We start from the raw sequence: 19,618 nt of genomic DNA on the forward strand, positions 1-19,618 counted from the left end.
TGAAGGGCAGTCTGTATTTTTACAGTCTTTATTTTTTGGGTACCGACCCTTGGCGATCGGATAACACCAAGAGTACGTTCGCGGTGCGAAATATCAACGGAAAGTTCCCTTGAAGTTTCAAAAATATGACCGAGTGCAAATAATCATGATTCTTGGTGTGGGCACTCCCAGCCCGCTTATATCGGCGATGACAGCGCTTTCAGGTGAAATTCTTCGTCACAGCGGGCGGATCTCGCACAGGATGCGGAACTTTCGCCATTAACCTCGTGGCAACAGATAATTTTGTGTCACAAAAAAAGATAAGGATTCCACAGGAGAGTACTCCCCCTCCAGGAAGGGGCCCGATTTGATCCGTGTGTGCAGAGGCTTTATGGCTGGGTGATGGGCGGGTCGTGGCAGCCTATCGGGGGGCCAGGCCTCGACTTGAGATGGCTGATGTGCGGCGTCAGGGGCTGGATAAGCCACGGCATCGGGAAAGGGTCAGGTCTGACCCGGAGAGATGGGGATCCACCGGGTCAGGGAATGAATAAGCAATGGCTATTGCAGGGATGGGATCAGGTCTGACCCGGAGAGATCGAGATGGAGATCCGCCGGGTCAGGGAATGAATAAGCAATGGCTACTGCAGGGATGGGATCAGGTCTGACCAAGAATCCGGGGGATCTGCTGGGCCTGGTGGTGGATATGTTGCGAGACCTGGACAGAGAGCTGGCTGCCCTGGTGAGCATGCTGGCTGATGCGGCCGATCAGGGTGGCGAAGCTGGCCAGCCGGTGTTCCTGGCTCCTGGCATTGTCGGCCCCCTGCAGGGCGATGACGGCGGTGCTGCGGGCCATCTCCCGCACTGTCTGGGTCGTTTGGCGCAACTGCTCGGCCTGCTGGCGCTGTTCGGCAGCCTCCGCGGTGATGCGGGCCAGCACGGTGGCGAGCTGATCCCCCGCCAGGGTGAGGCTGGCGAGGATCTCGGTGATCTGGCCGAGAGAGCGCTGGGTATCGGCCGATAGATGCCGCACCTCGTCGGCGACGACCGCGAAGCCGCGGCCCTGTTCGCCAGCGCGGGCGGCCTCGATGGCGGCATTGAGTGCCAGCAGGTTGGTCTGCTGGGAGATGTGACCGATGACATCGACGATGGCGGTGACGTCCTCCACCGAACGTTTGAGCTGCGTCAGGGCGCCGCTGCTCTCGTCGATGGCCAGGCCGGTCTGGGCGGTAGCGGCCAGCATGCCGCCCACCAACTGTTCGCTCTGGCTCATGGAGTGCTCGTTGTGCTGGGCGTGTTTGGCGATGTCGGCGGCGACCTGATGCACCTCGCTGGCGAGCTGGTTCAGCTCGTGCATCATTTGATCGCTCTCATCCACCACCAGCTCGGTGGTGCGGGTGCTGTGATGGATCTCCTGTACCTGCTGCACCATCTGCTGCAGGCTCGAGGATACGCTGGAGAGCTGTCCCGCCTTCTGTTGCTGATCCTGTTGCAGCCGCAGGATGAGGCGGTTGTAACTCGCGACTATGTCGGCGAGTTCGTTGTGCTCGGACCTTGCCGGCAGCAACTGGGCCTGACCCGTGGTATCGAGTTGCGCGAAGGCGCCGCGCAATTGCAGCAGTGGCTTGACCAGCCAGCGTCGTTGCACCAGCGCAAACAGCAGGGCAACCACCACCAGACAAAGCGCCAGGGAGCCGAGAATAGTGGCGAGCTCCTTGTTCACATCCTGACGCGCGCTGGCGAGTTGTTCCCCCAGTTGATCGCTTGCCTGCTGCAATTGCGCTATGTCTTGCTGCACCATCTGGCGAGCCACCAGTTGCTGTTGCAACGCCTTGCGGCTGTTGTCCAGTTCCTGCGGGTAGCGCTTGAACAGGGAGACCAGCTCGGCTTTGGGCAGCTCCCCGAGTTCCCTGCGCTCGGGTTCGCCAAGAGTGAATTCGTCGGCGGGAGCCTCTTCAACGATCCCGAGTGCTGGCAGGGCCGCCAGCTTGTCTGCCTGTTTCTGCAGGGCTGCCAGTTCGAATTGCAAGCCTTCCAGCAGCTTGGGACTGGCCTGCTCCATGTAGTTCTGGCGCAGATGACCGAGCCCCGGCAGGGTCGCCAGCAGGTCGGCGGCGCCAAGACGGTACTGATCGGCACTCAACGGATCCGTTCCCGTCGCCCCTTGCTGGCCGTAGCGCAGCAGCGCCTTGGCGTGGGCGGTCAACTCGTTCTCGGCATTTTGCAGCAGCCACTGGCTGTTGCCGGAGAGTTTGCCCGCCGCCAGATAATCGCTGTCGATGCGCTCACCCATCTGTTCGAGCAAGGTGCGCAGCGGCGTGCTCAGGCTGGGATCCTGCTGCTCCAGCTGGCCGAGCGCCTGCTTGCGGATCCCCTGGGCTTCGGTCAGCCGCAGGGGATCGCCGCTGCCGAGGTAGTCGCGAAGCGCCCCTTGCAGCGGGCCATTCAGCCGCTGCTGCAGGCGTTCGTTCTGACGCAGGGTCTGTTCCGCCTGATCCAGTCGTTGCCAGCCATGAAACAGGGCGGTGACCTGGATGCCTGCGACCAGCAGCAACACGAGGGAGGAGAGGGCGGCAAAATGGGCAATTTTCACATCATCATTCCTGCTTGAACCACGCAATGGGCTGGAGCTTAAAGCAGGAGTGATGGCGTTTTTATGACAGCGGTGTGCTCGTTTTGCGAGTCTTGGGGGCGCGTACCAGCAGGCCAAGCAGAGCGCCGCCCATGATGAGGGCGCCCGCCAGCAGGTGGCGCGGGGTGAGCTGCTCGCCGTTGAGCCAGACCAGCAGCAGGGTACTCAGCAGGGGGGTCAGATAGGCGAGCGCCCCGATGCGGCGCGGATCCCCGTCTCGCAGTGCCAGATACCAGGTGACGAAGGCCGCCCCCATGGGGCCGAGCGCGAGCCCCGCGATGAGCAGCCAGTCAGCCGTCGGGATCTGGGCGAGGGGCAGTGGCCCCTCCAGCATCCAGGCGAGCAGCAGCGCCAGCAAGCCGGCGGGCAGGCAGGCGGCGGCGGTGACCACGGCGGGGGCGGGCGGCAGGCGACGGGAGAGTACCGAATAGGCTCCCCAGATGATGGCGGCACCAAGGGCCAGCAGGTAGCCGGGCAGATAGGCCTGCTGCAGTTGCAGCTCGCCATCGACCATCACCAGCACGGAGCCGGCGAGGCCGAGCGCCCCGGCCAGCAGGTGATGCAGGTGCAGCGGGTGGTTTGGCAGCAGCAGCGGCGTGAACAAGATGATGCACAGGGGCCACAGATAGTTGATGAGGTTCGCCTCGAGCACGGGAGCGTGGCGAAAGCTCATGAACAACAGCAGGTGATAGAGCAGCAGGGCCGTGATGGTCACCAGCCAGGTGACGGGGCGAGCCCGCCACTTGCGCCAGAACGGCAGGGCCCCGGCGCCACAGAAGAACAGCACCAGCCCCACCAGCACCAGCGGCGAGACGCTGGTGATTCTGGAGGTGAGCGCCGCGAGCGAGGCCCACAGCAAGATGGTGAGCAGGGCCAGACCGGTGGACTTGTCCCACCAGGAAACAGCAGACATCCAACACTCCTTTGCAAGATGAACAAAAACGAGGGCCAGTCTATCAGACTGGCCCTCGTGAGACAGTGAGTACGAGTGCTTCTTTGCGAGGCTAGGTACGGGGAGAAGGGGGGCAGCTCCGCTGGGGTGTTCGACTATTTATCGTCTGAGAGATTGGTCGATTTCTGGATCACTTCCCCCGCCTTCTCGACATCCCTGCCCATGCCATGGATGGTGTTGCAGCCCAGCAGCAACAGGCAGGCACCCAGCATCAACAGGCATCGCAATGTGGTCATCATTCTTTCTCCTATGGCGGCGTTGTCCATGATCCATGGTCCCCTCAGGGGAGCAGCTTGAGCAGGCGCCCGTTATCGGCATCGGTCAACAGGTAGAGGGCACCGTCCGGCCCCTCCTTGACGGTGCGGATCCGCTCTCCCACCTCGGTCAGCAGCCGCTCCTCAGACACAATCTTGTCCCCTGACAGCCGCAGATGCAACAGGGCCTGGCCGCGCAGAGCGCCGACGAACAGATCCCCCCGCCACTGCTGGAACAGCTCGCCTCGATAAAATGTCATGCCCGAGGGGGCGATGGAGGGCACCCAGATCCACCGCGGTGGGGTCATCTCCGGCGCCGTCGTGCCCGAGCCTATCTTGCCGCCTCCATACTCCTCACCGAAGGTCACCCTGGGCCAGCCATAGTTGTGGCCGGGCAGGATGAGATTGACCTCGTCCCCACCCTGAGGGCCGTGCTCGTGGGCCCAGAATTGCTGGCTGCCGGGGCGCAGCGCGGCGCCCTGCATGTTGCGGTGGCCCAGGCTCCAGATCTCGGGCAGGGCGTTGGCCGTCTCGACGAAAGGATTGTCGGCGGGGATCCGGCCATCCTTGTGCAGGCGCACCGTCTTGCCGAGGTGGTTGTCCAGACTCTGGGCCCGCTCCCGTTCGGTGAAGCGATCGCCGAGGGTGACATAGAGGTAGCCATCGTCCGTCAGCAACAGGCGGGAGCCGAAGTGAGCGCCGCCGGCCACCTTGGGCTGCTGGCGAAACAGCAGTTGCCAGTCCGTCAGGGCGTCTTTTTGCAGACGCGCTCTGGCCACCGCGGTGCCGGCCCCTCCTTCACCGGGCTCGCTGTAGCTCAAGTAGAGCCAGCCTTCCTTGTCCAGCGCGAGATCGAGCAGGCCGCCCTGTCCCTGGTTGGCAATGGGCGGCAGACCTGAGACCGGATGGCGCTTCCCCCCGACATCGATGCGCAGCAAACGGCCGGGGCGCTCGCCGACCAGCAGCTCCCCATCTGGCAGGAAGACCAGCCCCCAGGGGTGGGTGAGCCCGTCCACCAGAGGGACCAATGTCAGCGCCCTGGCCGGCGCCAGCAGACAGAGCAGCAACAGGATGAACAGGGGACGCAAGCTGGGAACCTCCATGTTGTATCGGGTCTGGCGTGAGCCGTCGTCGCTGAAGTATAGAGGGGGGTGAGGAAGAAAAGTCAGAAACAACAAGCCCCTGCATGGGCAGGGGCTTGTTGGGTTAGCGGGATTACAGGCCGAAGGTCTCTTGCAGTTCTTGCATGTCCCGTGCGCTGACCCCTTCCGGTTCGAAGCCGCTGGCGAGGCACATGAGATGAAGCTTGGCACCCTTGTTTGCCACATCGACAAAGTCGAAGGCCATCAGCGCATCCGTTCCGGTTGCCACGGCGCCGTGTTTTTCCCAGATGGCCACATCGTGTTGACGCAGGGCGTCGGTGGTGCCCTGTGCCATGGTCTGGCTGCCGGGCATGCAGTAGGGCACCACGCCGATACCACGTGGCACGAAGGCCCGTACTTCTGGCAGCATCTTCCAGCAAGCGTTGGTGTAGGCTGCACTGTCGCGGGCATAACGTGGGTGATGAGAGAGCGCGATGAGCTCAAGGGGGTGGGTATGCACCACGCAGCGATCGGCTGTGCCCCGCCGCTGCTTGTCCATGACGATCTCCACGTGGGAGATGAACTCGCTGGTGGGCTGATAATCGGAGCGCTCACGCCCCCCCCACAGGATATGGTAACCCCGTGCCTCGTCATCGATCCGCAGGACGCAGCCCGCGAGCTCTGGGCGGCGCAACTCGCGGATGCGCTCCCCCGTACCCTTGACGAAGAAGATGTGGCCGGCGCTGTCGGCCGGGAAGACGCCTGCTCCACCGACCATGGAGAGCGGGCAGTGGGGAAAGGCACTCAGATCGGCGGGGGCCGGCCCAAAGATGTCGGTGAGATCGACGGAGATGTTGCCGCCATTGCGCTCGGCCCACTCCCGTTGCCACAAGTAGGCGGAGACCTCGACGACCTTCTCTATTTCAGCCAGCACGGCCGCATTGAATTCAATCTGCTGCATCATTCCCTCTACCTTGCGTTGAAGAGCCCTGTTAATGACACCCACTGTAACGGGCGCCGATGGGATGAGCCTCAACGGAGGCGCCACGCCGAGGGTGGAGTTGGCTGGATTTTCAAGAAGTGCATGACCACAAGGATTGACCGCCCAAAAAGAAGCCGTCCAGAGTGGACGGCTTCGGCATCATGCCTGATACCGACTCAAAGTGCGGCCTGATAGAGGGCCAGCAGCTCTGCCTTGCTGGCTACCCGGGGGGCACAGCCGGAGCAGGGATCTGCCGCGGCGGCATCGACCCAGCCTGCGAGATCGTCCGACTGGATGCCCAATTCATGCAGGCCGGCCGGAATACCTACCCGGGCGGAGAGTGTCCGGATGGCCTGGATGGCTGCCCTGGCCGCATCGCGCTGGCTCATGGTCCGGGTGTCCACCCCCATGGCGGCGGCGATGTCGGCGAAACGTTCCTCCCTGACGGCCAGATTGAATTCGCAGACCACTGGCAGCAGGATGGCGTTGCAGACCCCGTGTGGCAGATTGTGGGTGGCACCCGGCTGGTGGGCGAGAGAGTGAACATAGCCAAGGCCTGCACTGTTGAATGCCATGCCGGCGAGGAACTGGCCGTGGGCCATCATCTCGCGAGCGCTCAGATCTTTGCCGTTCGCCACCGCTTGCGGCAGGTATTCGGCGATCATCCGGATGGCGGCAAGCGCCGAGTGATCGGTCAGCACGTGGGCACCGATGGAGACATAGGCCTCGATGGCGTGAGTCAGGGCGTCCATGCCGGTGGCGGCGGTGACGGCTGCAGGCAAGCCCACCATCAGACTCGGATCGTTGACTGCCACCGTCGGGATCAGCGCGGAGTCTATGATGACCATCTTGACCCTGCGCCGGGTATCGGTGATCACGGCATTGCTGGTCACTTCGGCAGCCGTACCCGAGGTCGTGCTGATGCAGGCCATGAAGGGACCGGGATGAACGACCTTGCCGATGCCCTCAAACTCATGGATTTGCTTGCCCGGGTTGGCGACCAGGGCGCGAACCGCCTTGGCCGTATCCATGGCGCTGCCTCCGCCAAAGCCGATGAGTGCATCGCACAGCCCGGTCTGCCAGCTGGCCAGCGCCGCATTGGCTACCAGATCGGTCGGGTTGGGTTGTACGCCATCGTAGATCACCGGACTGAAGCCGTGATCGCGCAGTGCGCCGAGCAGGCCGTCCAGCAGGCCGAACGAGAGCAGGGCCTGCTCTGTCACGATCAGCGGGCGACGAGCGGGTTGATTGCACATCAATTGCACCAGATCGTGGATGGCTCCACGGCCCGACAGGCTGATCTGGGGTAAACACAATGCAAAGGCCATCAGGATATCCCTCTTCTTCAGATGAAACTAAGGGGGATATTAGGCTTATTGAAGGAGGATACCTTTAATGCCTGGCCAGTATAAATAATACCCTGGCCATGAAATTAAGATTATTTGTAGCGTTTTCTATATTGCAGTGGTGTCATATCGAACACATTGTGAAATTTGCTCGAGAAATAATTGCCATCGTTGAATCCACTTTCGAATGCAATATCAGTCACCGAATGATTGGTATGGCTTAATAACCAGGAGGCGTGGCAGAGCCGAACTCGTCCGAGATAATTATTGGGGGTCAGGCCGGTATGTTCCTGCAGCTTGCGATTCAGCGTGCGTGGGGAAATGGCAAACCGTTCGGACAACTCGCTCCAGTCGATCTCGTCCTGGTAATGTTCATCAAGGTAATGGATGAGCGCGAACAGCCGCTCCTGATCACTCTCGCCGTCCCTGGCTGACAGTCCCTTCTGCTTGCGCGTGCGCCAGAGCAGCACGGCCAGTTGGGAGAACAAGGCTTCGATCATCAGGCGAGAGCTGTCATCCTGTCGGCTCTCCTCCTCGACTATCTGGCCAAGCAGCAGCTCGCTTTGTTGTTGCAGGGCTGAGGGCAGCCGCAGCCCACCGCTGGCAGGGTGGCAGCTGGCGTGCAACATGGCTTGCAGCTCGCCTGCGAGGTGGAATCCCTCCGGTCTGAACAACACATTGACCAGACAGAGACCTTTCATCTGGTCGAACAGATGGGCATCGTCTTCTCGCAGATAGAATACGCTGCCACGGCTGATATGCACCGCGCTGCCATCCGTGATGTGGATGGCGCAACCGGATTTGATCAACACCAGCTCATGGAACGAGTGGCAGTGCTCCGGGAAGGGCTCCTGAGGCACGCGTGGCACCACGCTGATGACCTTGTTGTGATCAAAAAAATCTGTCTGCGGCAGGCGAAACATGAGCAGGCTCTTATGAGGTAATTGCCTGTGAATATGGGCAGCTTCCCGTCTGGGTCAAACGAATAAACCGGGTTCCGTGAAGGCTTTCACAGTTATATTGTATTTATTTATCAGCTGGCTTCGATTGCTTCCGTTTGTTCGTCGGGATTATTTGAACTCACTCACATATTTGTGAAGAGAGCTCTGTTTCTCGATTTTTATGCCAACCAGAACCCTCCCCTTGGCCGTAACAGCAAGGTTGTCGATCATATTGGCACCTAAAGTGGCGACATCGAAAATTACGGAGTGGGTTCGATGTCAGTCAATATTGCGGCAGTGGATTTGGGCGCGTCCAGCGGACGGGTAATATGGGCTCAGTATGATCCGGTCAACGAAAGTATCACCATGCAGGAGATGCATCGCTTCACCAATGGCATGGTGCATCGCAATGGGCATGACTGCTGGGAACCCGAGCGTCTCTTTTCCAATATCCTGCTCGGGCTGGAGAAAATAGATGCCGCCGGCATTGTGCTCGATGCGGTAGGCATCGATTCCTGGGGGGTCGACTTCGTGTTGCTGGATGCGGCCGGCCAGATGCTCGGTGAGGCAGTAGCCTATCGCGATGCCCGCACCGACGGCGTGCCGGAGCAAGTTTGGCAGCAACTGCCGCGTGATGAGATCTATCGCCGTACTGGCATCCAGTTCCTCAAGTTCAACAGCCTGTACCAGATCCGGGCCTTGCTCGATGAAAAGCCGGTCTGGCTGGATAGCGTCGCCCGCCTGCTGCTGATCCCCGATTACCTGCACTACCGCCTGACTGGCGAGTTCAGCTGCGAGTTCACCAACGCCTCCACCAGCCAGCTGGTCAATGCCCGCAGCCGGAACTGGGATCCCGAGCTGGTCGCGCTGCTCGGTGACGGCGGCAAATGGCTGCAACCCATAGTCGCGCCAGGCACCCGACTGGGCCACTGGACCAGCCCCTCCGGCCATAGGGTCAGCGTCATTCTGCCCGCCACCCACGACACCGGCTCGGCCATCGTTGCCACCCCACTGAGCGGGCCGGGTGCCGCCTACATCAGTTCGGGCACCTGGTCACTGGTCGGTGTCGAGCGCCACGCACCGCTGACAGGCAGCGCGGCGCAGGCGGCAAATCTGACCAACGAGGGGGGGGTGGAGGGAACCTGGCGCCTGCTCAAGAACGTCATGGGGCTGTGGCTGGTACAAGGGCTGCAGGCGCTGTGGCCGCAGCAGAGCTTTGCGGCGCTGGTGGCGCAGGCCGAGCGGGCCGAGCCCTTTGCCTACCTCATCCATCCCAATGACGAACGCTTTCTCAATCCCGCCTGCATGCGCAGCGCCATCCAGCACTTTTGCCAGGAGACGGGACAAGGCACTCCGCAGACCCCGGGTGAGCTGGTGCGCTGCGTGCTGGACAGCCTGGCGCTCTGTTACGACCGGGTGCTCAGAGAGCTGGAGTCCGTCACCGGCGAGCCCATCACCAGACTGCATATCGTCGGTGGTGGCTCCCGGAATCAATTGCTCAACCGGCTCTGCGCCGACATCTGCCAATGCACAGTGCTGAGCGGACCGGTGGAGGCCTCGGCACTCGGCAACATCGGCTGGCAGCTCAAGGGGCTGGGCCTCTTGCAGGATCTGGCAGACGTGCGTCGCCTGATCCGCCACAACACCCGAATCGACACCCTGCATCCGCGTGAGCTCCCGCAACTGGAGCGCTATCGGACGCGCTTTGCCGCGCTCTGCGCGCACACCCATTCAGATCATTTAATCGAGGAAGCAGTATGAACCCGAACATTGAGACCGCTTTTGCCCTGGCCAAGCAGCAGTACGCCGCCCTCGGCGTCGATGTCGAGCAGGCGCTCGAGACTCTGACCACCATCCCCGTCTCCATGCACTGCTGGCAAGGGGACGATGTTGGGGGCTTCGAGGCGGATGCCGGTGCCCTGACCGGCGGCATCCAGGCAACCGGCAACTATCCGGGCAAGGCGCGCAACGCCACCGAGCTGCGTCGTGACCTGGATCTGGCGATGTCGCTGATCCCGGGGGCCAAGCGCCTCAACCTGCACGCCATCTACCTGGAGTCGGAGAGCTCGGTCGCGCGGGACAAGATCGAACCCAAGCACTTCGCCAACTGGGTGAGCTGGGCAAGGGAGAAAGGGATAGGCCTCGATTTCAACCCCAGCTGCTTCTCTCACCCGTTGAGTGCCGATGGCATGACGCTGTCGCACCCGGACCCTGAAATCCGCCGCTTCTGGATCGATCACTGCAAGGCGAGCCGCCGCATCTCCGCCTCCTTCGGTGAAGCGCTCGGCACGCCATCGGTGATGAATATCTGGATCCCGGATGGCATGAAGGATCTGCCCGCCGATCGGCTGGGGCCGCGGCAACGGCTGATGGCCGCTCTGGACGAGGTGCTGGCCGAGCGGATCGACGAGGCGCATCACATCGACGCGGTGGAGAGCAAGCTGTTCGGTATCGGTGCCGAGTCCTACACCGTCGGTTCGAACGAGTTCTATCTGGGTTATGCCAGCTCACGCGATATCGCGCTCTGTCTGGATGCCGGCCACTTCCATCCCACCGAGGTCATCAGCGACAAGATCAGCGCCGCCTCCCTGTTTGTCCGCCACCTGTTGCTGCACGTCAGCCGCCCGGTGCGTTGGGACAGCGATCACGTGGTGCTGCTGGATGACGAAACCCAGGCCATCGCCAACGAGATCATCCGCAACGCGCTGCTGGAACGGGTGCACATCGGTCTCGACTTCTTCGATGCCTCCATCAACCGCATCGCCGCCTGGGTCATCGGTACCCGCAACATGAAGAAAGCGCTGCTGCGGGCTTTGCTCGAGCCCATCGAGAGCCTGCGTCAGGCCGAACAGGAGGGGGATTACGCTACCCGCCTGGCGCTGATGGAGGAGACCCGCAGCCTGCCATGGCAGGCGGTCTGGGATTATGCCTGCGCCCGTGAAGGGGTTGCGGTAGGTGTTGAATGGCTCGCTGTCGTCAAGGCATACGAGGAGAAGGAATTGATGACTCGCCGCTGAGTGGCGTGTCATCTGACGCCCGCCATCTGTGGCGGGCGTCAGGAAAATAATAAAAAAAGCACGGTTGTTATCAAGGACGCTTCCCTGGATTGGGAAGCAAAAACACAATCAAACCTCATGCAAGGAACATCTCATGTCTGCAATCGTATCGGGAATCGGTTGGCACCTGGTTGGCGCCGCCTCGGCGGCTTCATTCTATGCGCCTCTCAGCAAGGTCAAGCGCTGGTCGTGGGAAACCACCTGGGCTTTCGCCGGTCTGTTTTCATGGATCCTGCTGCCCTGGCTGGTTACCTCGACGCTGATCGATGACTTCGGCGCCTTCTACAGCGTGGTCGACAGCAAGGCATTCTGGGGGATGTTCTTGTTTGGGGCCATGTGGGGCATAGGGAACGTTAACTATGGCCTGACCATGCGCTATCTGGGGATGTCTCTCGGCATCGGGATCGCCATTGGTGTGACGCTGGTGGTCGGAACCCTGATGCCACCCATATTGCGAGGGGAGTTTGGTCATCTGCTCACCACTGGCAGTGGCCAGCTCACCCTGCTTGGCGTGTTCGTCGCGTTGATTGGCATAGGTATCGTCACCTGGGCCGGGCATCAGAAGGAGATCGCCCTGGGCACGACCACCCGGGAATTCAATCTGAAGAAAGGGCTGCTGCTGGCGGTGATGTGCGGCATCTTCTCTTCGGGATTTGCTTTCGGCCTGGAAGCCGCTGCCCCCATCAGGGAGGCGTCACTGGCACTGGGTATCAACCCGCTCTATGCCGTACTGCCTAGCTACGGCATCATCATGGGCGGCGGTGCCATCGTCAACATGGCCTACTGCTTCATCCGGCTCGCAACACGTCCCGAGCTGTCACTGCGCAATGATCTGGCCCAACCAGCCAGGAGTCTGTTGCTCAATGGCTTGCTGGCTGCGGCCGGTGGCATCATGTGGTATCTGCAATTCTTCTTCTATGCCTGGGGTGAAGCCAGCATTCCAGACCATCTCTCCTTCGTGAACTGGATGCTGCACATGAGCGGTTATGTGCTCTGTGGTGGCATCGTTGGGCTGCTGATGGCGGAATGGAAAGGGGTTGGTACCCGTCCGGTGCGTATTCTCTGCGTCGGCATGCTGGTGATCGTCGGTGCCGCCAATCTGGTCGGCATGGGCATGGCGTAAGGAGATAGAAAATGATTCGAAAGGCGTTTGTCATGTCGGTTCACCCGGGTTGCGAGGCGGAATATCGTCGTCGCCACGATGAACTCTGGCCCGAACTGGCCGAGGTGCTGAGGGTACACGGTGCCAGCAACTACAACATCTTTCTCCACCCGGAGACTTGTCAGCTGTTTGCTTATGTCGAAATAGAGGATGAGGTGCACTGGAACCAGGTGGCCGATACCGCCATCTGCCGGAGGTGGTGGGCCTATATGAAGGAGATCATGCCCTCCAACCCGGATGACAGCCCAGTCAGCCGGGAGCTGGTCTCCGTCTTCTGCTTGCCGTGACGCTGCCGGCAGCGAATCAGTCTGGTTTGAACGGGACGTGGGAGCGTCCCGTGTTGCGTAATGGCGCGATCGGCAGATCGCCGCCCCGCTCGACCCATCAGTTTTCATCCATTCTGTTGCCTGCCGCCCGGCTCTATGGGCGGTGGAAGCATACACTTTCAGCAGTGGCGTTCCGATCTTCTGGCTTTGTGGAGACGTTCCCTCGGGTCATCGGCCAGCGTGGGATCGGAGGGGGGGACCGTTTCACGCAGCGGACGGTTGACAACCACAGGAGCCGATCGCCCAGATGACGGCATCTGGGCCCGCTCAGGCCAGCATGTATGGAGGAGAGCATGTCATCACTCACCGCGGCGCCCAGGCGCCTTCTGCCCGATCTGCTGGCCGGTGTCACTGCGGCGGCGGTCGTATTGCCCAAGGCCATGGCCTACGCCACCGTGGCCGGTCTGCCGGTGGCGATCGGCCTCTATACCGCCTTCGTGCCCATGCTGATTTACGCCCTGCTGGGCTCATCCCGGGTGCTCAACGTCAGCTCCACCAGCACCCTGGCCATCCTGACCGCGACTCAGCTCGGGGTGGTGGTGCCGGATGGGGATCCCGGCCAGCTGATCACGGTGACGGCCACCCTGACCCTGCTGGTGGGGGCCATGCTGATGCTGGCGGCGGTACTGCGGCTCGGGTTCGTGGCCAACTTCATCTCCCTGCCGGTGCTGGTGGGATTCAAGAGCGGCATCGGGCTGGTCATCATTCTCGATCAGTTGCCCAAGCTGTTTGGGGTACACCTGCAGAAAGAGAACTTCTTCGTGGATCTCTACCATCTGGGACAGGCGCTGCCCGAGACCTCCTGGGCGACCCTGGCGGTGGCCCTCGCCACCCTGGTGGTGCTGGTGCTGATGGAGTGGCGCTTCCCGCACTCGCCCGCCCCCCTGTTGGGGGTGGGCCTCGGCATAGCGCTGGTGTGGGGTGGGGGGCTGAACGAGGCGGGAGTGACCATCGTCGGTACCATCCCCACCGGCCTGCCCAGCCTGACGATGCCGGATCTGGAACTGGTGTTGCGGTTGCTGCCGGGGGCGGCGGGGATAGCGCTGATGAGCTTTACCGAGACCATCGCCGCCGGCCGTGCCTTCATGGGGGAGGGGGATCCCGAGATCAATCCGAACCGCGAGCTGGTGGCCACCGGGCTGGCCAATCTGGGGGGCGCCTTCTGCGGCAGCATGCCGGCGGGGGGCGGCACCTCCCAGACCGCGGTGGTCCGTTCCGTTGGCGGGCTCAGTCAGCGCGCCTCCGTCGTCACGGCGGCGATGGCGCTGGCAACCATGATCTTCCTCGCACCGCTGTTGTCCTGGCTGCCGAACGCCACCCTGGCGGTGGTGGTCATCGTCTACTCGGTGGGGCTCATCCAGCCGGGTGAGTTTCTCAAGATTGGGCGGATCCGCATGATGGAGTTTCGCTGGGCCGCCGTCGCCTGCCTGGGGGTGCTGCTGTTTGGCACCCTGCAGGGGATAGTGGTGGCGATCCTGGCCTCCCTGCTGGGGCTGGCGAGTCAGACGGCGCAGCCCCGGGTGTATGTGATCGGCCGCAAGCCGGGGGAGGATGTGCTGCGTCCGCTCTCCGCTCGCCATCCCGAGGATGAGACGATCCCGGGGCTGCTGATCCTGCGGCCGGAAGGGCGGCTCTTCTTCATCAACGTCCAGCACGTGGCGGCCCAGTTGCGGCAACTGATCGAGACCCACCAACCCGAGGTGGTGGTGCTGGACATGAGTCGGGTGCTGGATGTGGAGTACTCGGCGCTGATGATGCTGATGGAGGGGGAGCTCCAGGTGCGTGCCAGGGGAGTCGAGCTCTGGCTGGCCGGCCTCAACCCCGGGGTGCTAGAAAACGTGCGCCGCAGCGGCCTGGCCGGGCAACTCGGCCAGGATCGCATGCTCTTCAATGCCAGGGCGGCTATCCGTCAATATCAGCAACGCAAGGGATAGGTCATCACTTTCCCCTCGGGCCCGAGATCCATGGCCTAGGGGCTTTCGTCAGAATGGGTGGGGCGAGAGATAAGCCTCAGGCTGTCCCCCCGGGCCCGGGATCCGTACCCGAGGGGTTTATGGGCGAGGCACGGGGGAGCCTCAGGCTCTCCCGTGATGGCACTCAGAAGAGTTCCGGGATGAAGCGGAACGGATGGTCGGTGGGCTTGGCCTTGCCAATCTTGCGCTTGGGCAGCTTGACCTGTTCGACCGGCAATTCTTCGTAGGGGATGTGGGCCAGCAGATGGGAGATGATGTTGAGCCGCACCTTCTTCTTGTCCTCTGAACGAGCCACGAACCAGGGTGCCCAGCTGGTGTCGGTGGCGGCGAACATGGCGTCCCGCGCCTCGGTGTAGTCATCCCAACGATTGAACGACTTGATGTCCATCGGCGAGAGTTTCCAGGTCTTGCGACCGTCGTCGATGCGATCCCGCAACCGGCGCTCCTGCTCCTCCGGGCTCACCTCCAGCCAGTATTTCAACAGGATGATGCCGGCATCGACCATGGACCACTCCATCTGTGGCGTGCTGACCAGGAATTTGTCGCTCGCCTCCGGGGTACAGAATCCCATGATCCGCTCCACACCGGCTCTGTTGTACCAGCTGCGATCGAAGATGACGATTTCGCCGGCGGCGGGCAGATGGGGAACATAGCGCTGCATATAGAGCTGGCTCTTCTGCCGCTCGGTGGGGGCGGGCAGCGCCACGACCCGAAACACCCGCGGGCTGACCCGTTCGGTGAGCGCCTTGATGGTACCGCCCTTGCCGGCACCGTCGCGTCCCTCGAACACGATGCAGACCTTGAGCCCTTTGTGTACCACCCACTGTTGCAGCTTGACGAGCTCCACATGCAGGCGGCGCAGCTCTTTTTCGTACTCCTTGGTGCCGAGCGACTTGTGCTCGGGTGCCTCTGTGACTTGCTCGACCTTGGCTTTCTTCTTGTTACCCATGATGTCCTTCTCTATGTCTCAAACTGGTGAAGATCGGCCGTCACCCTTGACGGTTACCCCTTGAGTGTACATGACGACATATTTGATAACAGTCGTAAAACAAATAAAGAGGGCTCATATGAGTCAGCTGAATCCTGTCGAACCGAGGAAACCTCGGCCGATGCCGCCACACCACTCTCATGTAATGATGAGGGTGCTCATTGTCAATATGGACAAGCAATGAAACAGGCCCTGAATCTCTTATGTTCAGCTCCAGTTAAATTAAGCCTGGGTTCAGTTTTAATAAAGAGTTTTAATTCAGCGCTAATACAGCTTGGATGTATGATGAGCTCGTTAATTCGCTTCCGGATGTCAATATGAGTCCATTAAATTCATAATAAATGAAATTTGTGTGAACCTTACAGCAAAACAGTAGTCGGTTTCTGTCATCGTCAAATGCCTTTGTTATAGTTGTCCTCCTTAGAAACAAAAACTCATTAGTGGCTGTCGACCGAATGGAATATTGATATGTTAACAATGATAACTATCTATTCTGTGCGGTTGAAATGTGCGTCTATCGACTCACCGCAAAGATGCGTGGCCATGCAACCCTGCACGTGGCATCGGTCACTGTTCGTGCGTCAGTTTCAACGGGGATGTGCCGTTCCAGCTGGCTCGCAGGTTGGTTGTGTGCATGGTCGTCTTCGATGATTGAGGCGTGCTGAATGAAGCCGTTGTGATAATTAAATCTATGTAGGTAGTCTGCCTTTTACTCGGCAGCTATTAGTTTTCTATGATGACTTGATATTTTAACGAGGCTCGTCGATTGCCTCCTGATCCTGGTGAATAACACATTGATATCAACAATTAGTATGTTGGTGTTTTCAGTGTGGATTATTTTAAATAAGTGCAAGCAGAGCTCGAATTATCAATATCTCTTCATTGAGGAGAGGGGCGAACTCGCCCAGCAGAATGAAGGGCTGCGTGACATTCTCATCTGGGATGATGGTTCCAAAATTTGCCATGCCAATGATTAACGCTTTCAACCCGCTGTACAACGACGTGCAGAGGTTTAAATCAGTCAGGGAGTTGACTCAGTGAGGCATTGATCATCGGTGCTTCCCAATCAATCGCTGTAATAAGGAATAAATAATGAAAACCAAGTGGCTCCCAATTGCTGTCGCTGTCGTATCGGCACTCTCCGCTCAAGCCGCCGTCTCTGCCGAGGCTGCCGGTTTTGACTACTACGGTTATTTCCGCTCCGGCATGGGCACTGGTGACGGTGGCTCCATGCAAGACGCCGTGGGTGGCAGCTTCGAGAAGAAAAAGCTGGGTCGTCTGGGTAACGAGTTCGATACCTATGCCGAAGTCGGCTTTGGCAAAGAGCTGAAGAGCGATGACACCAAGTCTGTCTATATCCAGACCATGTTCAACATGTACGACGGCGATACCAACAGCAAGATGGATGATTCCAACTTCGGTTGGGAAAACCTGAACATGCAGCTTCGCAACTTCATGGGGCTGGGGGAGACCTCCTGGGTTGGTATTCGTCAGTACAACAAGAGCTATAGCATTGGCTCTAACGATTACGACTATTGGAACCAGACCAACATCGGCGGCGGTATCGAAGGCATGAAGCTGGGCCAGGGCAAGCTCTCCGTGGCAGCACTGCATCGTGATATCGCGGACTCCTATATCAATGATGATGCGCAGAATGTTGAGGACATGATCGACGCCAATCAGTTGGAGCTGACCTACGACAGCCTGCCTGTGTGGAACGGCGCAACCCTGGCCATGGGATACAAATTCCTGAACGCCGATGCGACCACCGAGCAAACTGATGTCCTTCATAAACATGACTTCGCCGATGGTCATGCGGTGATGCTGGAGCTGAACCAGTCCCTCCTGGGAACCGGTTGGAACAAGACGACCCTCCAGTACTATGCAGACGGCTCCGCCCTGCAAGGCGTCACCTTCGGTGCTGCCGACACCCTGAACGGTACCGTCGAGAGCGGTAACGGCTTCGCCATCCGCAACCACGGTATCATCCCGCTGGCCGCCGATTGGGAGCTGAGCCACGCCATCAACTACGCCGAAGCGAACGACATCAAGCTGTGGGATGGTAAAGAAGGTGACGCAAGCGCCTTCGCGGTGAGCGCCAAGGTGACCTACCACTGGACCGATATCACCCGCACCTATGTGGAAGCCGGTTACTTCGATGACGAGAAGACCGAAAACGGTGATGTGGAGTCCCGCAGTGGTTCCAAGACCACCATCGCCCAGGCGTTCTCCTTCGGTCGTGGCGAGCCGGAGCTGCGCGTCTTCGCCAGCTACCTCGATAGCGACAACTCCGACTGGGATGGTTCCCACGCCTTCGACAACGGCACCGCCGATGACACCTGGACCGTCGGCCTGCAAGCCAACGTCTGGTGGTAATGACATAGCCGGAAGCAATGGCTGACGCCTCCTCTGCCCGGTGTACAGAGAAGGGGGACGCTAAAAAGCTGAAGTAGCAGGGGGTTGGCATCATAGGGATGCCAACCCCCTGTGCTGTATGGCGACCCATGTCGCCCCGTGGTTCCTCCCCTCGGGCTGGAGAGATCAGCGGGCTGCCAGGGCCTTCGTATGTTCGATGAGGTGTTGCGATGAGAGCATCGGGTGATGTTGATGCGCCATCCCCGGCAGTAGGAAAACGCCCCCCTCTTGCGAGGGAGGCGTTTTATAGTTCTGGCTATTGGGCCAGCGATGACAGGTGCAGGGGGGCGGCGGTCGCGACCACGCCCTCCACGGCAAAGCCAAATTCCTGGAACAAGCGCTCGGCCGACGCGGACTCGCCGAAAGGGGTCATGCCGACAGCCTTGCCGCCAAGCCCACCTACTTACACCCGTCGTCGGCGATGGCATTGGCAGCGTTTTACGAGAAGGCATCTGTATCTCCCGCGAGTGCTTCATTGAAGTGGCAAAACGGGGCTTTGCCGCAGGGCGGTCACGCTGCATGGCCGCCCCGGGGAGTCAGTCGCTCGTGGGATCAGGTTAGCCTGGCGGCCAGCAACTGCTCCAGCTTCTGTTGATCGACCGCAAAGGCCCGGATCCCTTCGGCCAGTTTTTCGGTCGCCATCGCATCTTCGTTGTGCTGCCAGCGGAAGGCCGCTTCACACAAGGGGGCGGGCCGCTTGCGGCGCTCGCCGTCATCGACCAGCTGACGGATCACAACGCCTTGCTGGCTGGCCAGCTCGTCGAGCAGCGCCGGGCTGATGGTGAGGCGATCGCAACCCGCCAGGGCGAGCACTTCGCCCAGATTGCGGAAACTGGCGCCCATCACCACTGTCTCGTAGCCGTGCTCCTTGTAATGGCGGTAAATGTCGCGCACCGAGATAACGCCAGGATCTGTGTCGGCCTCATAGTCCTGGCCGGTTTTGGCCTTGTGCCAGTCGAGGATGCGGCCGACGAATGGCGAGATGAGATGGACGCCGGCCTCGGCACAGGCGCGAGCCTGGGCGAAGCTGAACAGCAGGGTCAGGTTGCAGTTGATCCCTTCTTGCTCCAGCCGTTCGGCGGCGCGGATCCCTTCCCAGGTGGCGGCCATCTTGATGAGCACCCGCTCCTTGCCGATGCCTTGCGCCCCATAGAGCGCGATCAGTTTGCGTGCCTTGGCGATGGTCGCCTCGGTATCAAAGGAGAGGCGGGCATCCACCTCGGTGGAGATGCGGCCCGGAATATGGCTCAGCACCTCGCAGCCGATGGCGACGATCAGGTGATCGGCGGCCTCAATCACCCGCTCCGTCAACTGACTGCCGTGTTGTCTGGCCTGTTCTATGACGCTTGCCAGCAAGGGGGCATAGTCCGGATGAGTCACCGCCTTGAGGATCAGGGAGGGGTTGGTGGTGGCATCCTGTGGCTGGAATGCCTTGATGGCCGTGAGTTCACCCGTATCGGCAACCACTGTGGTGACGGCGCTAAGCTGCGCCAGCAGACTGGTCATAACATTGTCCTTGGCAAAATGGGGCAA

The 19,618-nt window shown here is 60.7% G+C and carries 15 protein-coding genes; 6 read left to right on the forward strand and 9 right to left on the reverse strand.

Translation table 11 applies throughout. The features are described 5' to 3' along the window. Nucleotides 1–634: 634 nt before the first annotated feature. The 7 genes from ACZ9IL_RS00815 to ACZ9IL_RS00845 all read right to left on the reverse strand — a co-directional run bounded on the left by ACZ9IL_RS00815 (nt 635) and on the right by ACZ9IL_RS00845 (nt 8,147). Nucleotides 635–2,569: a methyl-accepting chemotaxis protein gene (locus tag ACZ9IL_RS00815; RefSeq protein WP_476001781.1), complete on the reverse strand. Its 1,935-nt coding sequence runs from the start codon at nt 2,567–2,569 to the stop codon at nt 635–637. Nucleotides 2,570–2,630: 61 nt separating this feature from the next. After that, nucleotides 2,631–3,521: a DMT family transporter gene (locus tag ACZ9IL_RS00820; RefSeq protein ID WP_476001782.1), complete on the reverse strand. Its 891-nt coding sequence runs from the start codon at nt 3,519–3,521 to the stop codon at nt 2,631–2,633. 134 nt (nt 3,522–3,655) lie between these two features. Then, nucleotides 3,656–3,799 (reverse strand): entericidin A/B family lipoprotein, encoded by a 144-nt coding sequence (locus ACZ9IL_RS00825; RefSeq protein ID WP_476001783.1) that lies wholly within the window; start codon nt 3,797–3,799, stop codon nt 3,656–3,658. Between the two features lie 41 nt (nt 3,800–3,840). Further along, entirely contained in the window at nt 3,841–4,902 is a 1,062-nt protein-coding gene (locus ACZ9IL_RS00830) for a PQQ-dependent sugar dehydrogenase (RefSeq protein ID WP_476001784.1), read from the reverse strand. 127 nt (nt 4,903–5,029) lie between these two features. Then, nucleotides 5,030–5,860: a rhamnulose-1-phosphate aldolase gene (rhaD, locus tag ACZ9IL_RS00835; protein ID WP_476001785.1), complete on the reverse strand. Its 831-nt coding sequence runs from the start codon at nt 5,858–5,860 to the stop codon at nt 5,030–5,032. A 194-nt stretch (nt 5,861–6,054) separates the two neighbouring features. Then, a complete protein-coding gene (locus ACZ9IL_RS00840; RefSeq protein WP_476001786.1) occupies nt 6,055–7,206 on the reverse strand; it encodes an iron-containing alcohol dehydrogenase in 1,152 nt (383 codons plus the stop codon). Between the two features lie 110 nt (nt 7,207–7,316). After that, the gene (locus tag ACZ9IL_RS00845) at nt 7,317–8,147 is read right to left on the reverse strand and encodes a helix-turn-helix domain-containing protein (RefSeq protein WP_476001787.1); all 831 of its coding nucleotides are present in this window, start codon (nt 8,145–8,147) and stop codon (nt 7,317–7,319) included. Between the two features lie 294 nt (nt 8,148–8,441). On the opposite strand from ACZ9IL_RS00845, the gene rhaB reads away from it, so the two are divergent. From rhaB to ACZ9IL_RS00870, 5 genes are all read left to right on the forward strand, one after another. Then, entirely contained in the window at nt 8,442–9,926 is a 1,485-nt protein-coding gene (gene rhaB, locus ACZ9IL_RS00850) for a rhamnulokinase (protein ID WP_476001788.1), read from the forward strand. Next, nucleotides 9,923–11,182, forward strand: a complete 1,260-nt coding sequence (locus ACZ9IL_RS00855; protein WP_476001789.1) for an L-rhamnose isomerase — start codon at nt 9,923–9,925, stop codon at nt 11,180–11,182. Before rhaB ends, ACZ9IL_RS00855 begins: the two co-directional genes overlap by 4 nt. Before the next feature lie 133 nt (nt 11,183–11,315). Next, the gene (gene rhaT / locus ACZ9IL_RS00860) at nt 11,316–12,344 is read left to right on the forward strand and encodes an L-rhamnose/proton symporter RhaT (protein WP_476001790.1); all 1,029 of its coding nucleotides are present in this window, start codon (nt 11,316–11,318) and stop codon (nt 12,342–12,344) included. An 11-nt stretch (nt 12,345–12,355) separates the two neighbouring features. Further along, complete coding sequence (gene rhaM / locus ACZ9IL_RS00865) at nt 12,356–12,670, forward strand: L-rhamnose mutarotase (RefSeq protein ID WP_476001791.1); 315 nt, start codon at nt 12,356–12,358, stop codon at nt 12,668–12,670. 332 nt (nt 12,671–13,002) lie between these two features. Continuing rightward, nucleotides 13,003–14,643, forward strand: coding sequence for a SulP family inorganic anion transporter (locus ACZ9IL_RS00870; RefSeq protein ID WP_476001792.1), 1,641 nt, complete (start codon nt 13,003–13,005; stop codon nt 14,641–14,643). A 163-nt stretch (nt 14,644–14,806) separates the two neighbouring features. On the opposite strand, the gene ppk2 is transcribed toward ACZ9IL_RS00870, so the two are convergent. Beyond that, on the reverse strand, nt 14,807–15,631 hold the full coding sequence (ppk2, locus tag ACZ9IL_RS00875) for a polyphosphate kinase 2 (RefSeq protein WP_476001793.1): 825 nt from the start codon (nt 15,629–15,631) through the stop codon (nt 14,807–14,809). A 1,131-nt stretch (nt 15,632–16,762) separates the two neighbouring features. Between ppk2 and ACZ9IL_RS00880 the strand changes: the two genes are divergently transcribed. Next, a complete protein-coding gene (locus ACZ9IL_RS00880; protein WP_476001794.1) occupies nt 16,763–18,046 on the forward strand; it encodes a carbohydrate porin in 1,284 nt (427 codons plus the stop codon). A 591-nt stretch (nt 18,047–18,637) separates the two neighbouring features. On the opposite strand, the gene tal is transcribed toward ACZ9IL_RS00880, so the two are convergent. Beyond that, entirely contained in the window at nt 18,638–19,591 is a 954-nt protein-coding gene (gene tal, locus ACZ9IL_RS00885; RefSeq protein WP_476001795.1) for a transaldolase, read from the reverse strand. Nucleotides 19,592–19,618: the final 27 nt, after the last annotated feature.

Source organism: Aeromonas sp. TECH754, assembly GCF_056279295.1.

What these genes read in the sequence shown, in the direction of transcription:
- ACZ9IL_RS00840 (WP_476001786.1), bottom strand. Translation starts at nt 7,206, where the DNA reads ATGGCCTTTGCATTGTGTTTACCCCAGATCAGCCTGTCGGGCCGTGGA.
- ACZ9IL_RS00880 (WP_476001794.1), top strand. Translation starts at nt 16,763, where the DNA reads ATGAAAACCAAGTGGCTCCCAATTGCTGTCGCTGTCGTATCGGCACTC.
- rhaT (WP_476001790.1), top strand. Translation starts at nt 11,316, where the DNA reads ATGTCTGCAATCGTATCGGGAATCGGTTGGCACCTGGTTGGCGCCGCC.
- rhaB (WP_476001788.1), top strand. Translation starts at nt 8,442, where the DNA reads ATGTCAGTCAATATTGCGGCAGTGGATTTGGGCGCGTCCAGCGGACGG.
- rhaD (WP_476001785.1), bottom strand. Translation starts at nt 5,860, where the DNA reads ATGATGCAGCAGATTGAATTCAATGCGGCCGTGCTGGCTGAAATAGAG.
- rhaM (WP_476001791.1), top strand. Translation starts at nt 12,356, where the DNA reads ATGATTCGAAAGGCGTTTGTCATGTCGGTTCACCCGGGTTGCGAGGCG.
- ACZ9IL_RS00855 (WP_476001789.1), top strand. Translation starts at nt 9,923, where the DNA reads ATGAACCCGAACATTGAGACCGCTTTTGCCCTGGCCAAGCAGCAGTAC.
- ACZ9IL_RS00820 (WP_476001782.1), bottom strand. Translation starts at nt 3,521, where the DNA reads ATGTCTGCTGTTTCCTGGTGGGACAAGTCCACCGGTCTGGCCCTGCTC.
- ACZ9IL_RS00870 (WP_476001792.1), top strand. Translation starts at nt 13,003, where the DNA reads ATGTCATCACTCACCGCGGCGCCCAGGCGCCTTCTGCCCGATCTGCTG.
- tal (WP_476001795.1), bottom strand. Translation starts at nt 19,591, where the DNA reads ATGACCAGTCTGCTGGCGCAGCTTAGCGCCGTCACCACAGTGGTTGCC.
- ppk2 (WP_476001793.1), bottom strand. Translation starts at nt 15,631, where the DNA reads ATGGGTAACAAGAAGAAAGCCAAGGTCGAGCAAGTCACAGAGGCACCC.
- ACZ9IL_RS00825 (WP_476001783.1), bottom strand. Translation starts at nt 3,799, where the DNA reads ATGATGACCACATTGCGATGCCTGTTGATGCTGGGTGCCTGCCTGTTG.
- ACZ9IL_RS00845 (WP_476001787.1), bottom strand. Translation starts at nt 8,147, where the DNA reads ATGTTTCGCCTGCCGCAGACAGATTTTTTTGATCACAACAAGGTCATC.